General features: G+C 63.3%; 21 protein-coding genes and 1 pseudogene. 13 read left to right on the forward strand and 9 right to left on the reverse strand.

What is annotated here, in order from left to right:
* Positions 1-95 precede the first annotated feature (95 nt).
* Positions 96-1,529, reverse strand: a complete 1,434-nt coding sequence (locus GNZ12_RS20135; protein WP_172312904.1) for a sigma-54-dependent transcriptional regulator — start codon at positions 1,527-1,529, stop codon at positions 96-98.
* 1,238 nt (positions 1,530-2,767) lie between these two features.
* Between GNZ12_RS20135 and GNZ12_RS20140 the strand changes: the two genes are divergently transcribed.
* The 4 genes from GNZ12_RS20140 (at position 2,768) to GNZ12_RS20155 (ending at position 6,757) form a co-directional block, all read left to right on the forward strand.
* Positions 2,768-3,055, forward strand: a complete 288-nt coding sequence (locus tag GNZ12_RS20140; RefSeq protein WP_235993821.1) for a hypothetical protein — start codon at positions 2,768-2,770, stop codon at positions 3,053-3,055.
* Positions 3,056-3,117: 62 nt separating this feature from the next.
* Positions 3,118-4,320: an AAA family ATPase gene (locus GNZ12_RS20145; RefSeq protein ID WP_172312906.1), complete on the forward strand. Its 1,203-nt coding sequence runs from the start codon at positions 3,118-3,120 to the stop codon at positions 4,318-4,320.
* Positions 4,321-4,593: 273 nt separating this feature from the next.
* Complete coding sequence (locus GNZ12_RS20150) at positions 4,594-5,220, forward strand: methyltransferase family protein (RefSeq protein WP_172312949.1); 627 nt, start codon at positions 4,594-4,596, stop codon at positions 5,218-5,220.
* A gap of 94 nt (positions 5,221-5,314) precedes the next feature.
* Positions 5,315-6,757 (forward strand): nicotinate phosphoribosyltransferase, encoded by a 1,443-nt coding sequence (locus tag GNZ12_RS20155; RefSeq protein ID WP_172312908.1) that lies wholly within the window; start codon positions 5,315-5,317, stop codon positions 6,755-6,757.
* A 69-nt stretch (positions 6,758-6,826) separates the two neighbouring features.
* On the opposite strand, the gene GNZ12_RS20160 is transcribed toward GNZ12_RS20155, so the two are convergent.
* From GNZ12_RS20160 to GNZ12_RS20170, 3 genes are all read right to left on the reverse strand, one after another.
* A complete protein-coding gene (locus GNZ12_RS20160) occupies positions 6,827-8,677 on the reverse strand; it encodes an ABC transporter ATP-binding protein/permease (protein WP_407947717.1) in 1,851 nt (616 codons plus the stop codon).
* A 4-nt stretch (positions 8,678-8,681) separates the two neighbouring features.
* Positions 8,682-9,557, reverse strand: coding sequence for an extracellular solute-binding protein (locus GNZ12_RS20165; protein ID WP_172312912.1), 876 nt, complete (start codon positions 9,555-9,557; stop codon positions 8,682-8,684).
* A gap of 83 nt (positions 9,558-9,640) precedes the next feature.
* On the reverse strand, positions 9,641-9,967 hold the full coding sequence (locus GNZ12_RS20170) for a hypothetical protein (protein ID WP_172312767.1): 327 nt from the start codon (positions 9,965-9,967) through the stop codon (positions 9,641-9,643).
* Positions 9,968-10,001: 34 nt separating this feature from the next.
* Here GNZ12_RS20170 and GNZ12_RS20175 point away from each other — a divergent pair, with 34 nt between their 5' ends.
* The 3 genes from GNZ12_RS20175 to GNZ12_RS20185 are packed head-to-tail and all read left to right on the forward strand — an operon-like array spanning position 10,002 to position 11,656.
* Entirely contained in the window at positions 10,002-10,490 is a 489-nt protein-coding gene (locus GNZ12_RS20175; protein WP_172312914.1) for a molybdopterin-dependent oxidoreductase, read from the forward strand.
* A 54-nt stretch (positions 10,491-10,544) separates the two neighbouring features.
* Positions 10,545-11,192: a nitrogen fixation protein NifQ gene (locus tag GNZ12_RS20180; protein WP_172312916.1), complete on the forward strand. Its 648-nt coding sequence runs from the start codon at positions 10,545-10,547 to the stop codon at positions 11,190-11,192.
* Positions 11,193-11,245: 53 nt separating this feature from the next.
* Positions 11,246-11,656, forward strand: coding sequence for a winged helix-turn-helix domain-containing protein (locus GNZ12_RS20185; RefSeq protein ID WP_172312918.1), 411 nt, complete (start codon positions 11,246-11,248; stop codon positions 11,654-11,656).
* Positions 11,657-11,690: 34 nt separating this feature from the next.
* On the opposite strand, the gene GNZ12_RS20190 is transcribed toward GNZ12_RS20185, so the two are convergent.
* Both GNZ12_RS20190 and GNZ12_RS20200 read right to left on the reverse strand, forming a co-directional pair.
* Entirely contained in the window at positions 11,691-13,040 is a 1,350-nt protein-coding gene (locus tag GNZ12_RS20190; protein ID WP_172312920.1) for a DUF2325 domain-containing protein, read from the reverse strand.
* A 774-nt stretch (positions 13,041-13,814) separates the two neighbouring features.
* A pseudogene (locus GNZ12_RS20200) lies at positions 13,815-14,675 on the reverse strand (LysR family transcriptional regulator); the annotation flags it as partial.
* 109 nt (positions 14,676-14,784) lie between these two features.
* Here GNZ12_RS20200 and GNZ12_RS20205 point away from each other — a divergent pair.
* The 3 genes from GNZ12_RS20205 (at position 14,785) to GNZ12_RS20215 (ending at position 18,074) form a co-directional block, all read left to right on the forward strand.
* The gene (locus tag GNZ12_RS20205; protein ID WP_172312922.1) at positions 14,785-16,407 is read left to right on the forward strand and encodes an MFS transporter; all 1,623 of its coding nucleotides are present in this window, start codon (positions 14,785-14,787) and stop codon (positions 16,405-16,407) included.
* Positions 16,408-16,627: 220 nt separating this feature from the next.
* Positions 16,628-17,107 (forward strand): nuclear transport factor 2 family protein, encoded by a 480-nt coding sequence (locus GNZ12_RS20210; protein ID WP_172312951.1) that lies wholly within the window; start codon positions 16,628-16,630, stop codon positions 17,105-17,107.
* Positions 17,108-17,195: 88 nt separating this feature from the next.
* Positions 17,196-18,074 (forward strand): 2OG-Fe(II) oxygenase, encoded by an 879-nt coding sequence (locus GNZ12_RS20215; protein WP_172312924.1) that lies wholly within the window; start codon positions 17,196-17,198, stop codon positions 18,072-18,074.
* Between the two features lie 293 nt (positions 18,075-18,367).
* Here the strand turns inward: GNZ12_RS20215 and GNZ12_RS20220 are convergent, their stop codons facing one another.
* The 3 genes from GNZ12_RS20220 to GNZ12_RS20230 form a co-directional block, all read right to left on the reverse strand.
* Positions 18,368-18,805, reverse strand: a complete 438-nt coding sequence (locus GNZ12_RS20220; RefSeq protein ID WP_172312927.1) for a GNAT family N-acetyltransferase — start codon at positions 18,803-18,805, stop codon at positions 18,368-18,370.
* A 94-nt stretch (positions 18,806-18,899) separates the two neighbouring features.
* Positions 18,900-20,336, reverse strand: a complete 1,437-nt coding sequence (locus GNZ12_RS20225; protein WP_172312929.1) for an MFS transporter — start codon at positions 20,334-20,336, stop codon at positions 18,900-18,902.
* Between the two features lie 269 nt (positions 20,337-20,605).
* A complete protein-coding gene (locus GNZ12_RS20230; protein WP_172312931.1) occupies positions 20,606-21,487 on the reverse strand; it encodes an isocitrate lyase/PEP mutase family protein in 882 nt (293 codons plus the stop codon).
* A 170-nt stretch (positions 21,488-21,657) separates the two neighbouring features.
* Between GNZ12_RS20230 and prpR the strand changes: the two genes are divergently transcribed.
* The 3 genes from prpR (at position 21,658) to ahpF (ending at position 26,111) form a co-directional block, all read left to right on the forward strand.
* Entirely contained in the window at positions 21,658-23,655 is a 1,998-nt protein-coding gene (gene prpR, locus GNZ12_RS20235; RefSeq protein WP_172312933.1) for a propionate catabolism operon regulatory protein PrpR, read from the forward strand.
* A gap of 148 nt (positions 23,656-23,803) precedes the next feature.
* Entirely contained in the window at positions 23,804-24,367 is a 564-nt protein-coding gene (gene ahpC / locus GNZ12_RS20240; protein WP_172312935.1) for an alkyl hydroperoxide reductase subunit C, read from the forward strand.
* Positions 24,368-24,518: 151 nt separating this feature from the next.
* Entirely contained in the window at positions 24,519-26,111 is a 1,593-nt protein-coding gene (ahpF, locus tag GNZ12_RS20245; RefSeq protein WP_172312937.1) for an alkyl hydroperoxide reductase subunit F, read from the forward strand.
* The last annotated feature ends 353 nt before the right edge of the window (positions 26,112-26,464 follow it).

The raw sequence follows: 26,464 nt of genomic DNA on the forward strand, positions 1-26,464 counted from the left end.
AACGCCAGGCGGGATCCGATAGGCGGTTGCGATGTCCGGCGCTACGGGCCGCGGCAATATCCGCGGAGGTCTGCGCGCTCAGGCCGCCTGTCAGATCAAACCAGCGACCGCGCGTGCCGCTCCGCCTCGTCGTCGGCGTCCGCGCCGTTGGCGTGCGACGCGCGCCCGGCCGCGGGTTCCTGATGCAGCCGGTTCGCATGGATCAGGCGATACAGGGTGGCCCGCGAAATGCCGAGCTCGGCCGCGGCCTCGGATAATCGGTAGCCGTGCCGCTGCAACGCGTGCTCAATGGCGTCCTTTTCGGCCTTGCTGCGGATCTCCGCCAGCGTCACTGCCGGCCCGTTTTCGGCTTCCGGCAGGCCGAGGTCGTTTGCCGTGATAAAGCGCCCCTCGCTCATCACCACGGCGCGGCGCACGCAGTTGATCAACTCGCGCACGTTGCCCGGCCACGGATAGTTCGACATGGCGACGATCGCGTCGCTCGACAGGCCACGCAATTTGCGCGCCCCGTCCTGCCGGTACATGCTGAGCGCGTAGTTGGCGAGCAGCTTGATGTCGCCGCCGCGCTCGCGCAACGGGGGTTCGATGAGCCGCAGCACGCACAGGCGGTGATACAGGTCGGAGCGGAAGCGGCCGTCTTCGACGGCGCGGTCCAGATCGACGTGCGTCGCCGAAATCACCCGTACGTCGACCTTGATCGGCCCATTGCCGCCCAACCGTTCGATGGTGCCTTCCTGCAGGAAACGCAGCAGCACGGCCTGGCATTCGTGCGGCATGTCGCCGATTTCGTCCAGAAACAGCGTGCCTTCGTTAGCGCTTTCGATCCGGCCGATCTTGCGCTGTAACGCACCGGTAAAGGCACCGCGTTCGTGGCCGAACAATTCGGCTTGCAGCAAGCTCGGCGGAATGGCTGCGCAATTGATCGCGACAAACGCCTGGCCGGCGCGCGGCGAGCGCTCATGAATCGCACGGGCGGTCAGTTCCTTGCCGGTGCCCGATTCGCCGGCGACGAACACCGGCGCTTCGGTCGCGCTGCATTTGTCGATGCGCCGGTAGAGCTGCTGCATCGCCTCGCATTGCCCAACCATGCCGTGCCGGCCGAGCGATGGCTCCGGCGCGGCTGGCGGGTGCCGCAGGCTCGACAGCCCGTGCGCGTGGCCGAGCGCGAACACGAGCCGGTCGTTCAGCCAGGGCCGGGTAACGAAATCAAAGCAATAGTCGAGGATGAAGCGGCTGATCAGTTCGTTTTCCGCCTGGCCCGGCGCGATCTGCGCGACCCAATTGGTTTCGACTCGCCGCATGCAGGAGGCCAGCACGGACAAATGCTGGGACGTGCAGTCGCTGGGCAATTCGACGAGACCGACCTTGATATTGCCGCGCTCGATCAGGCGTTCGGCAGTCGCCGTGTTCTTCGCGTGCATCACTTGCCAGCCCGATGCGGCCAGGAAGCTGGCGAGATCCTGATCGGGCGAGTTCGACACGTATAGAACGGTGCGTTCGGTCTCGACAGGCGTGCAAGTCGTATTCATGTTACCCCCGAATCGTTGCAACTCTCATAACGGCTCTTTGACGTACTGGACAGACCGGCAATGACAATTTCACGGTAGCGGCAATGGCGGGGGGCATGGTGCGGCCGTGCGAGCCGCGGGGTGCTACACATCGGACAGGCGGTAGAACGGCGTTCAGCACTGAAACCGCCTGACTATTTCATCCCCGAATTACAAATATGCCGTTTTCTAGCTCGGTGGCCTGACATCGGCGCTCTACGTGGCGCATGGCTTAACGATAAGCGAAAGCGCATTCGAGCGCTATACAAACAAATCTGGATTCAGAAACGATTTTCTCGCGGCAACGCATGCGCTTCCCGTTCAAAAATAGCCAGTCAACCCCGGCTATGCGCGGTGTGCCACAGAGCGTTGCAAACCAGATTGTCGTCATCGCGCCGAGGACACCGCGCCTTCGGCTCGCGGTGTCTCAAGCTTGCGACATATTAGGCAACTGCTGCAATGGCTGTTTCGGGTCCCGAAGCATCGGCACATTTGACCGGGTCACGCCGCCCAGGCGCGGCCGGATGCGGTTCGATGAGGATCGCGTCCAGTCATGCAAACAGGTCGATCCCTCTGCAACGCGCTAACGGGTGAATCCGTCGTGTGTCGAATCCGAATCAACCTGTGACGCAATGCTTGGTCTGGCACGGTGCGGCGCAGCAACAATCGCCACGCGGCAAGGGATTGAGGGTGCATGGCACAGCCATTGCCTTAGGAGCTTCACAAGCAAATGCATTGCCACAGGTTCCTGAAGCACGGGGAAAGCAGACGGAGCCCGGCGGCAAACATTAGCTTCGTAAGCACGGCCGGGGTAGCCAATGTGTCTTACGAGGGTGCGGCGGGGCCACTGAAAAACGGACGTCAAAAAAAACGGGGCAAATGGCCGATACGAAGTATCGGCCATTCGTCACCGGACGACGTGAAGCACTGATCCCGCCACTTTTTCCGTCAAGCTGGACGGATTCGGGGTTGATGGGCGAAGTTGATGGCCGTAGCGACAGATATCGTGCTCGTGCAATTCGCGAGCGCACGTCAGGCAGAACAGGGAAGGGGCGCGTACGGTCAGGATCGGCCGGCGCGAAAGCAGCGGGGAGGAATGGTCAGAGCCTCCATAGAGGGGCATAGGTTACGAGGTGAACGGGGTGCCGTGCCCGCGCGTTAGCGCGGGCACGGCTTACCCGGGCGCGGCCTTGAAAATGACTCACCATTCGGGGGTTGTCATGAAAACAATCAGCAAGCCGGCCGCATCGCGGCTGGCCCACCACACCGAGGCGCATGGCGCCGGTCTCTCATATCGGCGTCACTTTGCGCGGCAGCAGCCATTGTTCGCCGCGCCGTCGGTGGATCTGCTCACGCTGGTGATCGCCGAGGCGATAAAGCGCAAAGCGCAGCCCGAGATTCAGCGCGACGTGCTGCGCGACGCGATCTATGAGATCCCCGTTTCGCCCGAACGACGCCAGGATCGCGGTGCGGACACCTATCCATCCGACCCCGACGACTACGTCTGAATGTCGGCTCTCATTGACGCGGCCTTTCTAACTGAAAGGCCTCGGGCCGGTGGAGCCCCGACATGATCGATATTTTCCTGATTTCGTCCAGCGCGGAGCGTGCGCCGCAGATCGCCGCGCACCTCGCGCAAAGCGGTGTGGTGTATCGCTTGCGCACCGCTTACTGCACGGTACGGCAGTTGGGCATGCACGCCCGCGCAATAAGGAGTGCCGATCTGCTGATCGTCGACGATGTCGATCTGAGCGCGCGCGAACTGGACGGCGTCGAAGAGGCGCTGGCCTGCTCGCCGGCGTTGAATTGCATACTGGTCACGCCGGAGCCGTCCACCGCCTTGCTGACCGCGGCGATGCGTGTCGGCGTGCGCCACGTGTTGCCATGGCCGCTCGATGCCTGCGAGATCGCCGCCGCGCTCACGCAGATCGCCGCGAAAAAAAGCGCGGGCGTGCGCCGTGCCGGGCGGGTCGTCTCGCTTGTCTCGTGCAAGGGCGGCAGCGGCACGACGCTGATTGCCGTGAATCTCGCCTGGTCGCTTTCCGCATTGCGCCACCGGCGCGTGTTGCTGATCGATCTCAGCCAGCAATTCGCCGATGCCAGCCTGCTCATGGCCGACAAGCCGCCGCCCGTAACGCTTGCCGATCTGTGCTCGCAGATCGACCGCCTCGACGCCGCGTTGCTGGACGCCTGTGTGATGCATGTCCACGCCAACCTCGACGTGCTGGCGGGCGCCGGCGACCCGCTCAAGGCAGCCGGGTTGCTGCCCGCGCAACTGGAGCAGATTCTCGTGCTGGTGCGCGAGCGGTACGACGCGGTGCTGATCGACATCGGCCAGAGCCTCAATCCACTGACGATCCATGCACTCGATTACAGCGACGCAATCTGTATGGTGGTGCGGCAGAACCCGCTTTACCTGCACGGCGGGCGCCGGATGCTCGATATTTTCAAGGAACTGGGTTATCCGCCCAACAAGGTGCGGGTCGTGGTGAATCAATACGACAAGAACGCGCGCATCAACCTGGCGACGCTCGAACAGACCCTCGGCGCGAAGGTCGCGCACCAGCTTCCGCGTGACGAAAAACAGGCCAACGAGGCGCTCAACCGCGGCGTGCCGCTCGTCACCTCCGCCCACGACAGCGCGCTGGCGCAAGGCATCTGCCTGCTCGCCGACATGCTGTGGCCGGCCATCGCCGAGCCCCGCAAAGGCATGCTCGGCCGCCTGTTCGCGACGCGGCCGCAGGTGCCGCCCCGGCTGAAGCCCGGTCACTGAGCCCATCCGACCGCTGGGCCTCGCTCGCCCGCATTAGAGCCCGGCGCCCGTGGCATGATATGGACATCCGGCCGATGCGACTGCTACGCTGCGGTACTAACGGACCGGAAGCCTTCACGCAGCGGGCTTGAAGAATAATTCGCATATCGAAATGAGCATCCCATGACAAAGACCACACCCTCGCGGGAATTCGATACTGAGGGTTGTCTCCAGGATGACACGATTGGCGGCCCGGCGGGCGCAGTCCCTTGCGCCGACAGTCGAGACGCTGTGATGCCGGCGAGCGGCTTGCGCGAGGCGTCGATCGAAATCCTCGCACGCAGTGCCGCGGCGCTCATGCTGAGCATCTTTACTTACTCGGCCGTCAGGCAATGGCTCGCGGCGCCCACCCGCATCACCTTGTTGCTGCTCGTGGTGAGCGCGTTCATGACCCTCGGTTTGTCGCTATTTGCGCGGGTGCCCATCAAACGTGACTGGACGCCTTTCGCTTTCATCTGCTCGGTGGGTGGGACGTTCTATTTTCTTGCCGTGCGGCTTTCGCCCGGCACCCAGCTCATTCCCGAGGTGGCCGGCGCGGCGTTGCAACTGCTGGGGATTGGCTGGCAACTGTTCGCGAAGGTGTCGCTGCGCAGGTCCTTTGGCATTTTGCCCGCCAATCGCGGGGTGGTGTCTCGCGGGGCTTACCGGTTCGTGCGCCACCCCATGTACCTGGGGTATTTCGTTACGGATATCGGCTTTTTGCTGGCGAACTTCGGGATTCAGAACGTGATTGTTTACGGATGCCAGTTTGCGCTGCAGGTTGGGCGCATTGTGCGGGAGGAGCGGCTCCTGTCCAACGACGAGCAGTATCGGGCTTACAGGTGTAAGGTGCGGTGCCGGGTGATTCCCGGCGTGTTTTGACGCGTTATGGTGTAGTTTGGCCTATGGCGTAAGGGGCAAGACCCCCAGCCTGCCTGATTACCCTTGAGAGAGCCGCACGCGCGCAGCATCATCCATGCAAAACGATATCAAGCCGTTCAACGACATGGCGTCGATCCTGTCCAATCCGATCCTCAACACGGATTCGTACAAGGCGTCGCACTACCTGCAATATCCGCCGGAAGCGTCGGCGATGTTTTCATACATCGAGTCGCGCGGCGGGCGCTATGACCGCACGCTGTTCTTCGGCCTTCAGATGTTGATCAAGGAATATCTGTGCCGTCCCATTACGCCGGCCATGATCGGGCAAGCAAAGGCGTTTTTCGCGGCGCATGGCGAGCCGTTCAACGAAGCCGGCTGGCGCTACGTCGTCGAGCACTATGCGGGTTATCTGCCGGTGCGGATTCGTGCGGTACCAGAAGGCTCGGTCGTGCCCACGCACAACGTTCTGGTCACGGTTGAATGTGACGATCCCCAGGTGTTCTGGCTGACCTCGTATCTGGAAACGATGCTGATGCGTGTGTGGTATCCGATTACGGTTGCGACGCAAAGTTGGCATCTGCGCAAGACGATTCGCGCTTATCTGGAGAAGAGTAGCGACGACCTCACGCAATTACCGTTCAAACTGCACGATTTCGGTGCGCGCGGCGTCTCGAGTGCGGAGTCGGCTGCGATCGGCGGTGCGGCGCATCTCGTCAGTTTCATGGGCTCGGATACGGTGCTTGGGGTGGTTGCGGCGAACCACTACTACAACGAAGCGATGGCGGCGTTTTCGGTGCCGGCCGCGGAGCACAGCACGATCACGTCATGGGGGCGCGAGCGTGAAACCGAAGCATTCCGCAACATGATCACGACGTTCGGCAAGCCGGGGGCGATCGTTTCGGTGGTGTCCGATTCCTACGACCTGTTTGCCGCGCTCGAGGTATGGGGCACGGAGTTGAAGCAGGCGGTGCTCGATTCTGGGGGCACCCTGGTGATCCGGCCAGATTCCGGCGATCCGCGCACGATTGTCCTGCAGACCCTGCGGGCGCTCGAGGCGTCGTTCGGTTCGACGGTGAACAGCAAGGGGCGGCGCGTGCTCAACAGCGTGCGCGTGATTCAGGGCGACGGCGTGAATCCGGATTCGATTGAGGCGATCCTGGCGGGCATGGACGAGGCCGGTTTTGCGGCGGACAACATCGTCTTCGGCATGGGCGGTGCGTTGCTGCAGCAGATCAACCGCGATACGCAGCGGTTCGCCATGAAGTGTTCGGCCATCCGGCTTGGGGATGAATGGCACGACGTACACAAGGACCCGGTCACGGATGCCGGTAAGCGCTCGATGAAAGGGCGGCTGACGTTGCTGGTGAATCGTCACACAGGCGAGTATCGGACGGCGACGCTGCCGCTGGCTTGGGATGACCGTACCGTGGAAGGCGATTGGGACGAAGCGCTCGTCACTGTGTTTGATTCTGGAAAATTGCTGGTCGACGTCGCGTTTTCTGAGGTCAGGAAGTGGGCTCACGCGGGCGAGGGTTAGTCGGGTGTTGGGATTTAGCCGCGTTGACGGCTAAATCGTCATGCCGCTGCGGGAGCTAAAACAAACGTGTCAGCTCACATTCCAAACCGAAACGCCGAGGGTATCAATATCAATCCGGCAAGGGCTACCTTCCCGCAGCCGGGCATCTTCGTTCGCGATATCGAACCGCACCCCTGCGATATTCAGGCGGACATAGCGCTCACCGCGCCGTAACTCGACCGCGTCGACCACGCCGGCGTGAGCGCCATTAGGCAAAATCACCACGGCGTGGGAAGAGATGCGCCACATCACCCGCCGCCCGGCAGGCATGACAGCACCGCGATCGTCCGTCGCGATCGCCAGTCCCTTGCCAATCTGGACTTGCCCCGGCGCCGTCATCAAGCCTTCGCCGACGTTGTGCAAGCCGAGCAACTCAGCAACGCGCATCGAAGCCGGCCGTTCGAACACGGCATCGATGGAACCCGCCTGCAGCACGCGCCCTTGTTCGACGACCAGCACCTCGTCGGCAAGCAGCGCCGCTTCGTCGGGATCGTGCGTGACGATGATCGTCACCGCCGTAATCTCGCGCTGCAACGCCCGCAGCGACTGCTGTAAACGGCGCCGCCGCGGCGTATCGAGCGCCGCGAACGGCTCATCGAACAGCAACAATTCGCTATGACGTGTGAGCGCCCGTGCCAGCGCCACGCGTTGCCGCTGCCCGAACGACAATTGATGCGGTAAGCGCGCCACCAGTCGCGCGAGGCCCAGATGATCGAGCCAGTAACGCGCGCTGGCCGCGTCGGCGTCGACGGGAAACGCGAGTTGCTGCGCGACCGTCATGTGTGGGAATAGACCGTAGTCTTGCGGCATATAACCGATCTGGCGGCGCTCGGGCGGCAGCGTGCTCAGGTCAGTTGCGCCGAGCCGGACGGAACAGGATGCATTGGATTCGAGCCCTGCAATCAGACGCAATGCCAGGGATTTGCCGGAGCCCGACGGCCCGATGATCGCAAGCCGCCGCGTTGCAGGCGTCCACGCTATGTCGAGTTCGAACGCGCCCAATTGGCGCTGCAAATGAAAGGCGAGTCGACGATCGGACGTCTCGCCACGACTCGCCGTTAGATCCGCGCCGGGTTCCGGCGCGTCGTCGCCGTTTTCGGTCTGTTCGAGCGCGGCCTTTTGCCGAAGGCTATAAATCGACAGCGCCGCGCAGACAATCGCAATCGCGAGCGTCGGCAGCAGCAGCGGCATCATCGCCGGCAGGCCTTGGCCACCGAATACGACGTACGTGTACACCGGCAGCGAATACGGGTGATAGGCCACCATCACAGTCGCGCCGAATTCGCCAAACGCACGCAACCATGCGAGCGCAAGTCCGGCGCGAATCGCTGGCCACGCAACCGGCAACATCACGCGGAAGAAGCGGCTGCCCGCATGATGGCCGAGCGTCGCGGCCACGTCGTCGAGCACGGGATCCACGGCGGCGAACGCCGATTTCGCCGCGATGATCAGGAAGGGCGCGGCGACGAAGACTTCCGCGAGCACGATGCCGGCAAACGAATCCGTCAGCGCCCCGTTAGTGAATCGGCCGACCCAGCTATACGGGCCGAGCAGAAACAATAGCAGCACGCCGCTCGTGAGCGGCGGCAAGGCAAGCGGCAACTGCACGACGAAGCCGAGCAGCGCCATCTTGCGCGAACTCGAGCGCGCCAGAAAATAGCCGAGCGGCACGCCGCCCAGCAGAATCACGAGCGAGGCCACACTGGCACTCGCCGCCGAAATGCCGACCGCTGACCACACCGCTTGCCAGTCGACATTCGGCCAATCAGCCGCGCCGAGTTGCGGCACGCTCGCGATAAACGGGGCGCACAGATAGACGGCAAGCAGCGCCGCCAGCCACAGCAGCGGCCGCGCGGTGGACCGTTTCGCCGCCTGGTTCACCACCTTACTGCGCGGCGTCGATCACGGCTTGCACCGAAGGCGGCATCGCTTGCACGTTGCCGGTCACGGTGGGTTTGATCACATCCACGCCGTGCTGCTTGAGCAGCGCGCGCCCTTGTGCGCTCAGCAGGAAGTCGACGAAGCTGCTTGCGCCCGCACGGTTAGGCGCATCGCTGAGAATCGTCAGCGTGTAGCTCGCTTTGGCCTGCAATTCGGGCGCCGGCTGGATCGCCGGGATTTTCAGGTCGGACGTTTCGGTCGAGTAGAAGAAGCCGGCATCGAGTTGGCCGGATTGGAGGCGGCCCACCAGGGTTTCCTCAGGCAAAACCTGTGCGGGATTTTCCGCGGCGCCCAGCGTCTTCTCGACGAGGTCCGGCTGATGGTAGAGCTCTGCGGCCTTTGTCATCATCTCGACGGTGAATGCGCCCTTCGGATCGAGCTTCGGATCGGTACGGCCGATACGGATACCCGGCTCCTGCAATACCTGATCCCAGCGCTTGTTCTTGAAGTCCGCAGCGAACTTGCTTTGCGGGTCGTAGCCGATCATCAAAGGCGATTCGGCGAAGTTGACGTACCACGTGACGTGGTCGCCGTTCGCCTCGCCCATCAGGCTGGTATTCACCTTCGGGCTCGCGCTGATGAACACGTCGCCGCGGCGCAGCTTGCCCTTGATCTCGTTCGCGATCTTGTTCGAACCCGCCGCGTAGCCGCGGAAGTGCTGGCCGGTGGCCTTTTCGAAGGCCGGGCCCACGCTGCGCTCCATCAGATTGACGAGCGAACCGGCGTACAGCACGTTGACCGTGTCGTCCTGCGCGAAGGCGGGCGGGGCCGTCGCCACCCCGGCAACGACCACGAAAGATGCGAGCAGCTTGCGAATCATGTGACTAATCCCGATGCGTTATTAAGAGCGCTATATTACGACGCCATCGCGTTGCGTTGTGCGGCGCTGCGCGCGTCGTGTGATCAATTGAGCGGGAAAATCCGCACGTAACTGGTGCCGCCAGTGCTGCCAGCGCGGTCGATGGCGTACAACTGGTGCCGGGGCGCGTCCACGGCCACGCCGCGAACGTCCTGAAAGTCATTTGCAAGCAGGCTGATGGTGCCGTCCGGCGCGATCCGGCAGAGGTCGGCCGCGAAGCCGGCTTGTCGATGCGAGCCGTGAATTTTTATCGATGGGGATGACGCTGGCGGAGTGCCCGATATGCCTGGCGATATAGTGCGTATCGAGGCATTTTTGCGCCGCGGCGGCCATCGCAGCGTAATATACACACCGACATAACGAGTGAACAAGCCGCTCAGGCATCAATGCTGGAGATAAGCGCAGATGGATAGTGTGAATGTGATTGCCGCGCCTGCCGTTGAAGGCGCGCTCGTCTTGAGCGGACGGTTCCAGCGCCCGCTGTCTTTCGACCTCGAGCGGCTCAAGGCTTACGAAAGCGTGCTGGCCACGCCATTCGATCTACGCTGCTATACGACGAACCGTTTCATCCGCAGCGTCGATTCTTACCGCGGCGTGCGTTTGACGACCTTGATCTCGGAAGCGGGCCTGCCGAACGACGTGCCAGGCGAGTTCAAGCGTACGGTGTTCGTGGCGGTGGGACACGATGGCTACGTCGTGACATTCTCGTGGCATGAACTGTTCAACACGCTGGTCGGCGAGAACGTGCTGGTTGCGTACGAATGCGGTGGCCGCGCGCTCGATGCTGAAGACGGTGCGCCGATTCTGTTTTCCGGTTCGGACATTCTGCCCGCGCCTCGCCACGTCAAGCGCCTCGCGCGTATCGAGGCGCATGTTTTGAAGCCATTGGCGTAGGGGATTCGAGCGACTGGCGTAATATGGTTCGCTGTTCTTCATCGCGTTGCCGCCATGTCTGACGAACCGCTTTCGCCTGCTGTTGGCGTTGCTGCGTCCCGCCCCGCACCGCTGCGTGCGCCACTCGATGCGCGGGTCGACGAGCGCACGACAAAGTGGCTGGCCGCGGCCACGGACGCCGCATTGCCCGATACGCAACTGTTCGCCAGGCTGATTGCCGCGCGCGACGTGCGCGACGAGCTTGCGCTGTTGGGGTTGCCGCAGCAGGTGTGGCGGGCGCTACTGGAGCGGCACTTTGTGCACGCCGCCGCGCTCGCAGCCGTGCCAGCGCCTTTGTCTGCATTGCCGCCCGTCGATACTAGCGAACACGCGGCATTCGTCGACACGCTGCGTGCGTTGCTGCTCACGTATTCCAGTCCCACCGTCGACGCGAACGACGCCCACTGTCTCGCCTCGATCATCGCTCACGCGTGCTTGCGGCCGGATCACCTGTGGCGCGACCTCGGCCTTGCGGGCCGTGAAGAAGTCACATGGATGCTGACGCGTTATTTCCCGACGCTCGTTGTGCTGAATGTTGACAATCTGCGCTGGAAGAAATTCCTCGCCCAGCAACGCGCGCTGTCCTTAGGGCTTGAGCCCGGCCCGGCGCCCGGTTGCCCGGGCTGCGAAGACTACGGGCATTGCTTCCCGGACCACCCTTGAAGACTCACTCAGCCAGGGTGGCAGGGCGAGGCGGTTCGTGTATCCTTTCGCGCATGGCTGATACCGCGAAAACCACACCAAGACCCGCGACAAAATCCGCGACAAAGTCTGCGAAGCCGCGCCCCGAAGTGCGCTTCAGAATGCGCATCCGCAACGGCGATGCCGTCGCGCTCGGGCCGGGCAAAGTCGAACTGCTCGAAGCCGTGCGCGAATACGGCTCGATCTCGGCTGCGGCGCGCAGCCTCGGCATGTCGTACCGGCGCGCCTGGCTGCTGATCGACGAGCTGAACCGCTCGCTCAAAGCGCCCGCCACCCACTCGGAGCAGGGCGGTCAAAGCGGTGGCGGCTGTACGCTGACGCCGGTGGGCGAACGGATTATTCATCTGTACCGCGAGGTCGAAGTCGAGGCGCAACGAAGTTGCGCGAAACAGATCGCCGAGTTGACCAAACTGATTCGCGCCTGAGTGGTGGAGGGGCGTTCGGTTTAGGCTTCAACGCTCAGCCGTGGCGCAGGCAAAACGCCGACGGTGGCGGATTGCCCAACTGGGCACGATGCTCGGGGCGCAGGCGGCCCACCAGTTCGACGAAGCTCGCCACGCTCGCCGTGCGCAACGGGTGATAGTCGATCTGATGGCGTTCGCAAACCCGCTTGAGCGTATTCATCGAATCGTGATCGACGCAGTCGACCGGAAACACGACGATATCCGCACCCGGCAGCGCAGCGGCAAGCAGACCTTTGCGATCTTCCACGCCGCCGTCGTGCACCACGAAATCACCGCCGGCCGCTTCCACCAGCCGCTTGAGCGCGGCATTCGAGCCGGGCCGGCCGCCCACATACACAATCCGTTTGCCGCGCACGTTGTCGAGGCTCGCTTGCCGTGTCCCCGCGCCATGGCTGTCCGCTGCATCCACGGTCGCGCATTCCAACGCGTCGCACTCGCTTTGCACCAGCTTGAGAAGCGCTAACGCCTGATCGAGGCTCTTGCGTAACGCGAGCGCCGCGCCTTGTTCCTGGAGCACGCGCTGTTCAGCGGCCTCACGGCGGCTCGTGTGCAGCGCCACCCGCTGGTCGATGTCGGCCAGCTTGTCGCGCAGCCTTGATATCTCGGCTTCGGGATTGGTGGGATCCGTCGGCGTCTGTCGCGTGGACAAGGCTGTGAGCTGCGCGATCTGCGCATTGAGCGCGGCGATCGATGCGTCGCGCTGCGTGCTGATCTCCTGCAAGCGGCTTTGCTGCCGCTCGACTTTCTCTTTCAACTCGGCGTTTTCGGCCTCGAGCGCAACCAGCCTGCGGATGTCCGCGCGATTTGCCGCGCCGACCAGATGCGACAGCATGTGCAATTCGCCGAACGCTTTCTGGCGCACGTGCAAGGTCGCGTGCGGATGTGTCATCAAGGCCCAGTAAGCAGGTGGGATGTCACCGCTTTTCAGTGCTTCGTCCCAGAGCTTCAGCAACTCGACGCCGTCAGTGGCTTTGTCGAAGCGGCGGATCGCCGCCGCATAGTGCTCGTCGAGCAACTTATGCAGCGCTTTGGCGCCCGCGCCGCCGTCGATCGCGAGTTCTACGGCCGAGTGATGAACCTCCAGATCGCTCGCATCCCGGCGATCGAGGCCTGTGAATTTGGGCACCAGCCTGCGCAGTTCGTGCGTGCTGAGACAGGTGCCGATGATCGAACAATGCAGTTGGCCGTCGAGCTCTCCGAGGCGCGCGCGCCGTTTGGCGTTCGAAAGCGAACCCTTGGCGGGCGTGCAGCACGGATCGGCCGCGCGCAGGCCCGTGCCGGCGAGCTCGTCGCTGGACAGTTTGAGGCGCGATGGCTGGGCGAGACGAAACGGGGGCGTGTGCATGGGTACCTCGAATCCGGTTCTGGCGTCAGGCTGCCTGAAGGTGCGTGCTGGACACCCTCGCCACGCAAGCGCCGCTGGCGATGTATATGGAAATATATAACGATGGACGCACGAAAACGTTCATGTGACGCAATGACGATCCAGAACATGCCCAACGCACAGGCCGATAAAGGCGGCGTCGAGCCGTTCGAGTTCCGCCACCACCTTGCGTAACGCGGCCAGGTCGTTGCTTAACGCATCCGAGAAAATCGCGTCGCGAAGCTGCTCGGCCGAGCGCGCTTCTTCGATCGACGCTTTCAGATCGCGCAGACGAACGAAAGCCGCCGCCTTGGCCTGCTCGGCGAGGATCGACAACAACTGGTTCAATGAGTGCGAGCGCGAGGTACCCACCGACGCGAAATTCAACTGATCGTCTGTCAGCATCAGCACGAAGCGCTGCACGCTGCCATAAAGGCGCCGGTACGCGTCGACGACATCGCGGATCAGCTCGGCGCGGCCACGCTCGGACGCCGACTTCACCGCGACGATGGTCGACGAAAGCCCTTTCGGGAACCGTTCCGCCGGGTCGGACAAGGTGGATCGCAATGGGGGTTGCGATGGGGATCGCGCTGTGGATCGACTAGGCACCGCTGCTGGCTCCTGCTTGCTTGTTTCGCTTCGTCGTGCGCGGCGGCGGCCGGGCCGCCACGCTCCACGAAGCAGACCGTGATATTCGACAGGATATAACGAAAGGCGGCGTGAGTGTAGCGCAGGCGGTTTTACCCGGGGGAGCGCGAACGCCAGAAACGCCCGCACGGAGGGCGCCCGTTCGAACTTTCGATAGGCAATGGCGATTTCCGAGGCGATGGGTTTGCCGGCGATGTTTCGGTAGACGACGCCCGGCAATGCGATGCAATCCGCCAGCGTATGCGGCACGACCGCCACATTGCCGCCGAGCGATACGCAGGCCAGAACCGCCGCAAGCGTGCCGGGGCGTGACCCCAGCCGCGGCGAAAAACGCCCGCGCCGGGCGACTTCGAAGGTACCGGATTCCTGTTCCGGCAACACGAAACACTGGTCGCACAGTTGCGCAGGCTTGATGTCCGGCGAGCCAGCCAGTGCACAGTTTTCCGGCAGGGCGAGGACGAACGTATCGCGGTGGACGGTGGTTGCCTGAATGCCGTCGACGAGCGGTATCGGCGGGCGCACGTAGGCTGCGTCGAGCAGGCCGTCGCGCAGCATCTCGGCCGCGCTGTCCATCGGCACCTCGCGAATCGAGATGTCGACGCCCGGATATTGAGTGCGAAAACCGCCGACCGCCTGTTGCAATACGCCGGCATAAGCGGCCGAAGCCACATAGCCGACTTCGATCCGGCCCAACTCGCCACGCTCGGCGAGAATCGCGCGTTCTTCGCCGCGCACGAGGTGATCGAGCGCGCTGAGCGCTTCGGCGAGGTAGGCACTGCCTGCCGCACTCAAGGCCACCGACCGCTTGGTGCGATGAAAGAGCCGCACGCCGAGCAGCCGTTCTGCTTCCTGGATCAGCTTGGTTAGCGTGGGTGCCGCGATGCCTAATTCGTCCGCGGCGCGAGAGAAGTGCAGATGCTTCGCGACGCAAACGAATGCGTGGATATGGCGGAGTTCGAGCTTTCGCATGATTTTCAGTATTGCCGCTTGCGCTAATTATTCTGTAATTCTATGGCAATGACAGCTAATAGTCGTTTCGTTACTATTGAATGACTTCGATTCGACTCCGCCTGTCTGTATGTCATCCACGTCCGCCCGTCCCACACTGCCCGCGCAGCCGTCCGGCTGCAACGGCTCAAAATCCGTCAACCCCGCGTTCGTGCTGGCCACCGCCTCGGCGACCTGTGCGCTGATCGTGCTCGATACCAATGTCGTGGCTGTCTCCTTGCCGTCGATTGCGCGCTCGTTTCACGCGAGTTTCGCCGACGTCGAATGGGTAGTCAGCGCGTATATGGTCGCTTTCGCATCGTGCCTGCTGCCCGCGGGCGGTCTCGCCGATCGCGTCGGCCGTAAGCGGATGCTCCTGCTCGGGCTTGCCGTGTTCTTTCTGGCGTCGCTGGGTTGCGGGGCGGCGCCATCGGCGGCGATGCTGAACGTGGCGCGCGCGGTCAAAGGGGTCGGCGCCGCGATGCTGCTCACCGCGGCGCTCGCCGTGATCGCGAATACCTTTCACGAAGGTCCCGCGCGCGTGCGAGCATGGGCCGTGTGGGGCACCTGTATGGGCCTCGCGACGACGGTGGCGCCGCTCGTCGGCGGCGTGATTACGCAATGGCTGGGGTGGCGCTGGATTTTCCTGCTCAATCTGCCCGTGTGCGCGGTGCTCGCGTGGTGCGCGTCACGCTCGATTCGCGAGTCGCGTAATGCCGAACCCGGTCCGCTCGATGCCGCCGGCAGTATTCTGTTCGGCCTTGCGCTCGCGCTCGGCATCTGGGCGTTGATCGAGGTGCCGACCGACGGACTCGCGAGCTGGACAACGGGCGCGAGGCTCACGGCATGCGCGCTGCTGTTTGGCGCATTCGTCCACGTGCAACGCTCGCGGGCGCATGCGATGGTCGATCTTGCGCTGTTCCGCCAGCCGCGCTTTGTCGCCGCTGTGCTCGCAATGTTCGGGTACGCCGCCTGCGCGCAGGTGATGATGACGTTTTTGCCGCTCTACCTGCAGAACGCGTTCGGTCTGTCGGCGGTGATGGCAGGCGTCGGCATGCTGCCGTTCGCGCTGGCGATGGTGCTCGGGCCATACATCGGCGCGACGCTCGCGAGGCGCTTGCCGGGCATGGCGTTGCTGTCGACCGGGCTGTTGCTGATCGGGGCCGGCAATCTGTTGACGGCGCTGGTTGCCGGCGACGGACGTTATGCGCTGGTTGCCGGCGACGGACGTTATGCGCTGGTGGCGCTCGGCATGGTCGTGACCGGGCTGGGGGCAGGGATGATGAATGGCGATACGCAGAAGGCCATCATGGCGTGCGTGCCACCCGACCGAACCGGCATGGCGTCCGGCATCAGTACGACGACGCGCTTCACGGCCATCGTCACGTCGGTGGGGGTGCTGGGCGCGGTACTCGCGGCACGAACCCACGCTGCGTTCCTCGCCGGCACGCCCATGACGCCCGATGTCAGGGCCGCGCTCGATGAGGGCTTGATGTCACGCGTGCTGGCCGGCGATATCGCCCAGGCCACCGCGCATCTGCGGCCTGCGCTGCGGGCCACGCTGGCGTCGGCCGCACACGCGAGCTTCGCCAGCGGCTTTGCTGCGGCACTTTATCTGGCTGGCGCGGCGGCGGTGTCGATTGCGGCGGGAATGTGGCTGCTGGGGCGCAAGGGTGAAGCCGTGCAGGTGCGTCGGGTCGCGTCGAACGGGTAGCCTGCGCCGCCTGCCGCCTGCCGCCTGCCGCCTGCCGCCTGCCGCCAGTCGCTCCTGCTGCTTCAGCCGTTCCAGCGGCCCCGGCGGCCCAAGCCGTCCCAGTTGCCTCATCCCTCCGCGCCCCATTTTCCGATATTGTGTGCTGCTCGGGCGCGCTCAAACCTTGGCACGCGCTCCTTTCCATGCCGCTTCCACAACCGGGCACGCACAGCACAAGAAAATGAGTCATCCCAACACCGAACTGATCGAGCGTTTTTACACCGCGTTCCAGCAGCGCGACGCCGAAACAATGGCCGCCTGCTATGCCGACGATGTGGTCTTCAGCGATCCAGCCTTTGGCGAGCTGCGCGGCGAAGAAGCGCGCGACATGTGGCGCATGCTGGTGGCGCGCGCACAGGACTTCTCGCTGACGTTTGACGGCGTCGAAGCGGACGAGCGCAACGGCCGCGCCAACTGGGTGGCCCGTTACACATTCAGTCAGACGGACCGCACGGTGGTCAACCGCATCGACGCCCGCTTCGTGTTTCGCGGGGGGCGCATTGCCGAACATCGCGATACGTTCGACCTTTGGCGCTGGGCCCGTCAGGCGCTGGGAATCAAGGGCACGCTGCTCGGTTGGACGCCTTTCGTGCAGCGCGCAATCAGGGCACAAGCGAGAAAAGGCCTCGACCTCTATCGACGCCGGCAGCGCCGCGCATAGCAGTTCAGCCCGGCGCAATCCCCCCAGCCTTGCTATGAGCCGGCCAGTTGATGCAGTATTTCGTGATACGGACAAGCAGGGGAGTTCTATGCCGGTAGTGGATGCGTCATGGGAAGGCTGGCTGAGCAGCAACGTAGCGCGCGGTTGCAGCATCGACTCGATGGTCGACGCGATGGTGCAAGCCGGTTTCACCACGGAATCCGCGCGCGCGGAGGTGCACAAAGCGTTCGGCAGGGATCCGGCCGACGCAGCGGTCCCGGTACCCGCGGCATCCGAGGCTGCGCTGGAAAAAGCCTCGCCGCAAACGTACCAGTACGACGAGTCGCCCGTATCGCGCGGCAATGTGATCCGCGCACACGATCGCGACGTCCGCGTGGTGATGCGCTGCGAGCGGCCGCAAGTGATCGTGTTCGCGGATGTGCTGTCGCCTGACGAGTGCAAGGAGGTGATCGAACGCTCGCGTCATCGGCTGAAACGCTCGACCACGGTCAATCCCGCCACCGGCAAGGAAGACGTGATCCGCAATCGCACCAGCGAAGGCATCTGGTACCAGCGCGGCGAGGACCCGTTCATCGAGCAGATGGACCGCCGCATCTCGAGTCTGATGAACTGGCCGGTTGAAAACGGCGAAGGGCTGCAGATTCTGCATTACGGCACGACCGGTGAGTATCGCCCGCACTTTGACTATTTCCCGCCCGATCAGCCCGGCAGCGCGGTGCATACCGCCCAGGGCGGCCAGCGGGTGGCGACACTCGTGATCTATCTGAACGACGTCCCCGACGGCGGCGAAACGATTTTCCCGGAAGCGGGTATGTCAGTCGCCGCGACACAAGGTGGCGCGGTGTATTTCCGCTACATGAACGGCCAGCGTCAACTCGACCCCCTGACCTTGCACGGCGGCGCGCCGGTGCTCGGTGGCGACAAATGGATCATGACGAAATGGATGCGCGAGCGGGCCTACGGCTGAGGCACGCGTTATTCGGCTGCGGGGCGTGCGGCGGCTTTAAGCAAAGCGGCCGCCTTGTACAGCAGGGCTGTGACAGTCGCTGTCTCGCACGGCGGAAGACTCTGGCATTGGGTCGGGACGTTTTATGTTGTCGCAGGAAATTACCTGTCGAAGGTGGCCTCCAGATGACAGTGCCGCAGCCGCTATAGGCGATCAGATGTATCTCGTTTGCCCGGACTTGGGCGAGTGGGGCGCCCGGCTTGTGCCTACGGCGCGAAGCGCGAGCGGCCAGCGACTAGGCGCCCGCGCTTCGCTCAAGCCGTCTTGCTGTAAACGTCCGGATTGTGCAGTTCCATATAGCGCTCCGGCGTCACCAGTTCCTTGAAGCCGTGCGGCTTGTAGACGTGGTGGGCGTCTGTCGTCACCAGCACGATTCTGCGCAAACCGGTCAGCGATGGGCTGGCGAATACGTGCGTCATCAGCGCTGACGCGTATCCCTTGCCACGGTACGCCGGCAGCACGAAAACATCGCACAGGTAGGCGAATGTCGCCTGATCCGTTATCAGGCGAGCAAACGCGATTTGCTTGCCTTCGATGTAGGCGCCGAAACATAGCGACCCCTCGATCGCCCGGTCGAACGTCTCGCGTGGCATGCCCTTCGCCCATGCTGTCTCTTGCGACAGGAACGCGTAGATCATCTCTATGTCGAGGTCGGTCTTGTGGCTCGAAATCGTCAGATCGTTGGCTTGCACCGCGCGTCTCCACCTGTTTTGATCAAGCAATCAAAGGACGCGGCGCCGGTTGAGCGCCGCCGCTTCAAACCCTGGCTTCCAGCCCACTTGGCGCTCAGCTTTTCGCCGGGTCTTCGGTGCCGCGCGAACCGCCGCCGATGCTCTGTCCGGCGTTGCGCGCGAGACCCAGGTAGCCGGTCACGGACAGCAGCGTCAGCACACCGGCAAACAGAAACGCCAGGCGGAAATCGTCCAGGGTGAAGACACGGCCGGTCGTCTCGCCGTTGAAGACCGCTGCCGCGCGCAGCGAGACGGCGCCGAAGGCAATGCCCAAGCCGATTGTCATCTGCGCGGCGGCGCTCCATAGCGTGCTCGCCGCGCTCATCTGCGGCTGTGCGACGTCGGCATAGGCGAGCGTGGCAAGCGTCGAGAATTGCATCGAGCGCGCTACGCCGTAAATGAACACGACGAACAACACCAGCACGAGCGGCACGTTCGGCGTCAACAGCCCGCACGCAATGATGAAAACACCGGCCACCATGACGTCGATAATCGACACCATCCGGAAACCGTAGCGTTGCAGGATGCGCGTGGTCAGTGCCTTCATGCCGAGGTTGCCGAGCGCGCTCGCGAGCAATAACAAACCCGACTTGAACGCCGACAAGCCGAACCCGACCTGGAACAGCAGCGGCATCAGATAGGGCACTGCGCCAATGCCGATACGTGTGAACGAGCCCGTCACCACCGTCACGGAAAAAGTCGGGATTTTCAGCGTGGATACGTCGATCAGCGGATGCGGGTGACGCTTCGCGTGCTGGAACGCCACCACGCCCATCAGCAATCCACCGGCGATGAGCGCGCCAGCCACCCACGGGTTTTCGCCGGGTTGGCTCGCCAGTTCGGCGCCATACAGAATCGCCGTCAGCGTCGTGGCGCTCAACACGAGGCCGACGACGTCGAGCGGCTTGCGTTCGGTGCCGCGCAGGTTCGGCACCAGCGCGAGCGCCACAGCCATCGCTGCCAAACCGAATGGCACATTCAGTAGAAAGATCCAGCGCCATGACGCATAGGTGGTGATGAAGCCGCCCACCGGCGGTCCGACCACCGGCGCGGCAATGGCCGGCCAAGTGATGGTCGAGATCGCCTGCATCATCCGGCTCTTCTCGGTGTTGCGCACCACGATCAAACGGCCCACCGGCACCATCATCGCGCCGCCCATGCCTTGCAGCAGCCGTGCGGCCGTAAACTCGGTCACGTTCTGTGATAAGCCGCACAACACCGAAGCGACCGTGAACACGCCAATCGCGCTGAAGAACACCGTGCGCGAGCCGCAGCGGTCGGCGACCCAGCCGCTCACCGGGATGAAAATCGCCAGCGCCAGCATGTAAGCCGTCATACCGAGGCTCAGGCTGTTCGGCCCGACGCCGAATGAGTGCGCCATCTGCGGCAAGGCTGTGGCGATCACCGTGGTGTCGAGATACTCCATGAAGAAGGTGGCCGCGACGACATACGGCAGCCAGCCGACATGTGAATTGCGTGCGCCGCCGGTCATTGCACCGCCCCCGGCGCCTGGCCATTGCGTGTGAATTCGATGACGCCTTTAGCGTGCCGGCCTGTCCCGCGCGATTGTGTTGACTTCATGTTCTTGCGACTACCTTTCGAAAGCGTGTTTCCGGCACCCCTCAGTACAGACGAGCAACGAGGTCGCGGCTTGTTTGGCGTCAGCCAGCCCTGCATCGTAACGCAACAATCCGCAGCAGACAGCGGCGCGCCACGCCAACATGGCGAGGCGCGCGCCGGAAACACGGCCTTTCCTGCCGCTCAGTCCTTGGCCGCGTATTCGCGATCGAGATTGTCGTACAGCGGCTTGTTGACAAGGCGCTGGCGTTCGCTGAACGGCGCGACGAGCGTGGCGTCCTCATCGAGGCGGCCATTGCTCTTCAACGTGCCGAGCGCGCGTTGCATGCCGAGCACCGCGCCTTGCAGCGCCGCGTTCGCGTACAGGACGATGCCGTAACCGAGCTTGGCGAGCGCTTCACGCGATTGCACCGGCGTCTTGCCGCCGATCACGATGTTGATCAGTTGCGGCTTGTCGAACAGCGACGGCAAACGTTCGATATCGGCGAGCGATTCGGTCGCTTCGATAAACAGAATATCGGCGCCGGCCTCGATGAAGCGGTGGCCGCGCTCGATCGCGTCTTCGATGCCGTGCACGGCGGCCGAATCGGTGCGCGCCATGATCTGCAGGTTGCCGTCTTCGCGGGCATCGACGGCCGCGCGGATCTTGCCGACCATCTCACTCGTGCTGACGACTTCCTTGCCGGAGAAATGGCCGCATTTCTTCGGCATGATCTGGTCTTCGAACTGGATTACGTCGGCACCGCTGCGTTCGAGCACGCGCACGGACTGGCGGACGTTCAGCGCGTTGCCGAAGCCGGTGTCGGCGTCGACGATCAGCGGCAGCGCGACCGCGTCGCGAATCCGCGCGCAATGCTCGGCGACTTCGGCCAGGCCGATGAAGCCGAGATCGGGCAGGCCGAGCGACATGTTGGTGACGCCCGCGCCCGTGATGTAGATCGCTTCGAAGCCAGCATCTTCAATCACGCGCGCGCTCATCGCGTTGAAGGCGCCCGGCACGAGCAGACCCTGGCGTTGGTTGACCTTGGCGCGGAATGCGGCGCGACGATTAGCGGAAGTGCTCATGACGGTGTGTCTCCAGATGGGAAAGGGTGGGTAGAACGCAGAGCTGAACTTGCAGGAAGCATGCCATTTGCGGGCTCACAGGATTTGTGCCGAAGAATCAGCCGGTTAGGTGAAACGGGAGCGGCGCGCTGGTTCATGGCAGAATGGCGGTATGTTTCATGAAACGTTTCATGGAACGTTCCAGCTACGAGCGGAGCATCGCAGTGTCCACTTTCACGTCGCCCCTTGCCAACCCCCATCCCGGCCGCCCAGGCGTTGCCTTGGTCAGTATCAGCCGGTTGCAATCGCTTTGCGAGACAGTCGCGCCGCGTTACACCGGGCAGGCCCGGTTCTTTTCGGTCCGGGAGGGCTACGGCGCCGCCGTCACGGCCCTGCAGGCCCATGTGGACGCGGGCTCGGTCGATGTCGTGCTGGCAGCCGGATCGAACGGCGCTTACCTGCGCGACAACCTGAGCGTGCCGGTGGTCATGGTCAAGGTGAACGGCTTCGACGTGCTGAGCGCGATCACCCACGCCACAACGACCTGGCCTGGCGCCGGGATCGGCCTTGTCCTGCACGAAACCATCTCACACGAACTCGCCGACCTGAGCGCGTGGCTGACCGTCGGCCTGAAACAGCGCGCCTACCGCTCGATCGACGAAGTGCGGCTCGCGGTCGCGGGCCTCGCGGCAGAGGGCTGCAGCGTCATCATCGGCCCCGGCATGGCCTGCGATTTCGCACAGCAAGCGGGGCTGGAGAGCGTTTTTCTGTACTCGCTGGGCGCCGTCGAAGAGGCGTTCGAGCGCTCGGTCGAACTGGCGCGCGTGAGCCGCCAGAAGGAATCGAAGCGGGTGCGCCTGAACACGATCGTCGCCCATCTGCGCGACGGCGTGGCCGCCTTCGACGACGCTGGTCAGCTCGAAGCCGTCAATCCGGCGATGCTCGATCTGCTCGGCCTCGACCGCGAACAGGACGTCCCGGCGCAATTGACACGCGCCGTCGGCCCGTTACTGCGCGAGACGCTCGAGCATGACATGCCGGTCGAGGAGCGTATCGAGCAGATCGGCGGCCGCGCGCTGATCGTCAACTGCGTGCCGATCGTCGAGCAGGGCGTGCGATCCGGCTCGGTTGTCACGGTGCAGGACGCGCTGGTCGCGCAGCGGATCGACCGCTCGCTGCGTACCAGCCAGCGGCCGAAGCATCTGGTCGCGCGGCACCAGCTGGACGATCTGGTTGGCAACTCGATGGCGCTCGAGCGGGTGCGGCGGCTCGCGCGCGCAGGCGCGGCTCACGATGCCACCGTGCTGTTGAGCGGCGAAAGCGGCACTGGCAAGGAACTGGTCGCACAGGGCATTCACAATGCCAGCCGGCGGCGCGGCAATCCGTTTGTCGCCTTCAACTGCGCGGCGCTGCCCGAAGGCCTGATCGAGAGCGAGTTGTTCGGTCATGAAGAAGGCGCGTTCACCGGCGCGCGCCGGGGCGGCAAGCCGGGCCTCTTCGAAATCGCTCACACCGGCACGATTTTTCTCGACGAAATCGGCGAGATGCCGGCGGCCCTGCAAAGCCGGCTGCTGCGGGTGTTGCAGGAGCGCGAAGTCATGAAGCTCGGCTCTGGGCGCGCAACCCCCGTCGACGTGCGGGTGATTGCCGCCACGCACCGCGATCTGCACGCACTCGTCGAGCAGGGCGTGTTTCGCGCGGATCTGTACTTTCGTCTGAACCTGCTTCAGATAGAATTGCCGCCGCTGCGCGAAAGGCGCGGCGATGTCGCGCAACTGGCGCGGCACTTGCTGAACCGCAGTGCGCTCCAATATGGGCTGTCGGGTGCCGCGCTCGAGCGGGTGCTGGCGTTCCTCACGCCTTTGTTCGAGCACTATGCGTGGCCCGGCAATGTCCGGGAGCTGGAAAATCTGCTGGCGCGCGCCGCGATTTATCTGAGCGATTCGGCCGGCGAGGGCTGGCAGGATCTGCAGGCGGTGTTTCCGGAGTTCGAGCGGATGCGGCAGACGGCCGCGGACATGCATGGTGCCATGGCTCGCGACCCAGCCATCCAGGACACCCCAGTCCGTCGCTCACCCACCCGCGAGGATGTCGTACGCGCTCTCAAACAGGCTGGCGGCAATCGCGCTGCAGCAAGCCGGGCGCTGGGAATCGGCCGAACAACCCTCTGGCGGCTCATGAGAGAGTGACCCGAGGATTGGTGCGACGCAATAGCCGCCGGTAGCCAGTCAAATAGTAATAAACTATCGAAATAATTTAGACACGCCACTTTACCTATTAAGTAACGTCTGACATACTGACTCCACTTTCCAACCACTCCGAAAGAGGACTCAGCAAATGCCGATCATCAACAGTCAAGTCAAACCGTTCAAGGCACAGGCTTATCACAATGGCGATTTCCAGACCGTCACTGAAGAAAGCCTGAAGGGCAAGTGGTCGGTTTTCGTTTTCTACCCGGCTGACTTCACGTTTGTCTGCCCGACCGAACTGGGCGACCTGGCCGATCGTTACGCCGAATTCAAGAAGCTCGGCGTTGAAATCTACAGCGTGTCGACCGATACGCACTTCACGCACAAGGCATGGCACGACACGTCGGACACGATCCGGAAGATCAAGTACCCGATGATCGCTGACCCGACGCTGGCAATCTCGCGCAACTTCGACGTGCTGATCGAAGAAGAAGGTCTGGCACTGCGCGGCACGTTCGTGATCAACCCGGAAGGCGAGATCAAGCTGGCCGAAATTCACGACAACGGCATTGGCCGTGACGCAGGCGAACTGCTGCGCAAGGTTCAAGCCGCGCAATACATCGCGGCTCACCCGGGTGAAGTTTGCCCCGCCAAGTGGACGCCGGGCGCTGAAACGCTGACCCCGTCCCTCGACCTGATCGGCAAGATCTAAGGTCTAAAAGCCTCTCGCAGTAAGCGCCTCACGGCGCATCGCCGTGCGGACCGATTGATACAGCGGTTCGCGCGTCCCCGGGCTGCGCGCCTCCTATCCGGATGCGCGCGGCGCCCGGGACCCAACACCCCTCGTCACGGAATCGAAAGCCATGCTGGACGCCAATCTCAAGACTCAGTTGAAATCCTACCTCGAAAAGGTTAGCAGGCCTATCGAGATCGTCGCTTCGCTCGACGACAGCGCGAAATCGCAAGAGTTGCTGGCGTTGCTGAACGATATCGCGACGTTGTCGGAACGCGTCACCGTGATTGAACGTCGCGGCGACAGCGAGCGCAAGCCGTCGTTTTCGATCGGCGAGCCGGGTAAGGAAACGGGCATCCGTTTCGCCGGCATTCCGATGGGGCATGAATTTACGTCGCTCGTCCTCGCGCTTTTGCAGGTCGGCGGCCATCCGGTCAAACTCGACGATGCGGTGATCGAACAGATCCGCAGTCTCGACGGCGACTATCAATTCGAAACGTATTTTTCGCTGTCGTGCCAGAACTGCCCGGAAGTCGTCCAGGCGCTGAACGTGATGGCGCTGCTCAACCCGCGCATCCGCCACGTGGCGATCGACGGCGCGCTGTTCCAGAACGAAGTCGAAGCGCGCCAGATCATGGCGGTACCGACCATGTTCATGAACGGTGAAGTGTTCGGCCAGGGCCGCAGCGGTGTGAAGGAAATTCTCGCGAAGCTCGACACCAATGCCGGTGCGCGTGCGGCTAAGGAACTGGAAAAGAAGCCGGTGTTCGACACGCTGATCGTCGGCGGCGGTCCTGCGGGTGCAGCGGCTGCGATTTACTCGGCGCGCAAGGGTATTGCGACGGGTGTCGTGGCGGAACGCTTCGGCGGGCAGGTGCTCGATACGCTGGCGATCGAAAACTTCGTTTCCGTAACGGAAACGGAAGGACCGAAGTTCGCCATGGCGCTCGAGCAGCACGTAAAGAGTTACGAAGTCGACATCATGGACGTGCAGCGCGCTGAAGAGCTGATCCCGGGGCGCATCAACGAGGTACGTCTGGCGAACGGCGCGGTGCTGAAGGCGAAGACGATCATTCTGGCGACGGGCGCTCGCTGGCGCGAGATCAACGTGCCGGGCGAGCGCGAGTACCGTAACCACGGCGTGGCGTACTGCCCGCACTGCGATGGTCCGCTGTTCAAGGGCAAGCGCGTTGCGGTGATCGGCGGGGGCAACTCGGGCGTTGAAGCGGCGATCGACCTCGCGGGTATCGTGCGTGAGGTGACGCTGTTCGAATTCGGCGCGCAACTGCGTGCTGACGAAGTGCTGCAGCGAAAGCTGCGCAGCCTTGCCAACGTGACGATCGTCACGCAGGCACAGACCACGGAAATCACCGGCGACGGCAAGAAGGTCAACGGTCTGGTCTACAAGGACCTGCGTTCGGGCGAAACGAAGAGCATTGAACTCGAAGGCGTGTTCGTGCAGATCGGTCTCGTGCCGAATACCGAATGGCTGAAGGGCACGGTCGAATTGTCGAAGCACGGCGAGATTGTCGTCGACGCACGCGGCGCGACGTCAGTGCCGGGCGTGTTCGCCGCCGGCGACGTGACCACGGTTCCGTTCAAGCAGATCGTGATTGCCGTGGGCGAGGGCGCGAAGGCATCGCTCTCCGCGTTTGACCACTTGATCCGCAGCAGTGATGTAGACGAAGTGACAAGCGAAGCAGAAGCTGAAGCGACAGTTTGATATGCGCGAGTGAGTAGTGGACGGCGGCCTTCGGGCCGCCGTTTTTGTTTGCGGTGAGACCAGGCCCGCGTCAATGCGGGCTTGATCATTTCGTAATTTCGACTGACAGCGGAGGCGACGCTCTCGAAGTGCATCGCAGCAAATCCGCAAACACCCGTTTCATTCACCCGCTCGACGCCCACCCCCAATACCGCACCAACGCCCCCTTTGTTTGGAGCCTCCCACCTAGGCCGAACTTTGACCAGGCCGAAACATAAGCTATTGATTTCGCGCTGTTATGCGTGCGAAGGCGGGATGGTTACTGGGTACAGGCGGGGTTAACGTTCAGGAGGCGGAAGGCTTTTTCCTGAATG

It is taken from the genome of Paraburkholderia solitsugae (assembly GCF_013177695.1).
Classification (GTDB): domain Bacteria; phylum Pseudomonadota; class Gammaproteobacteria; order Burkholderiales; family Burkholderiaceae; genus Paraburkholderia; species Paraburkholderia solitsugae.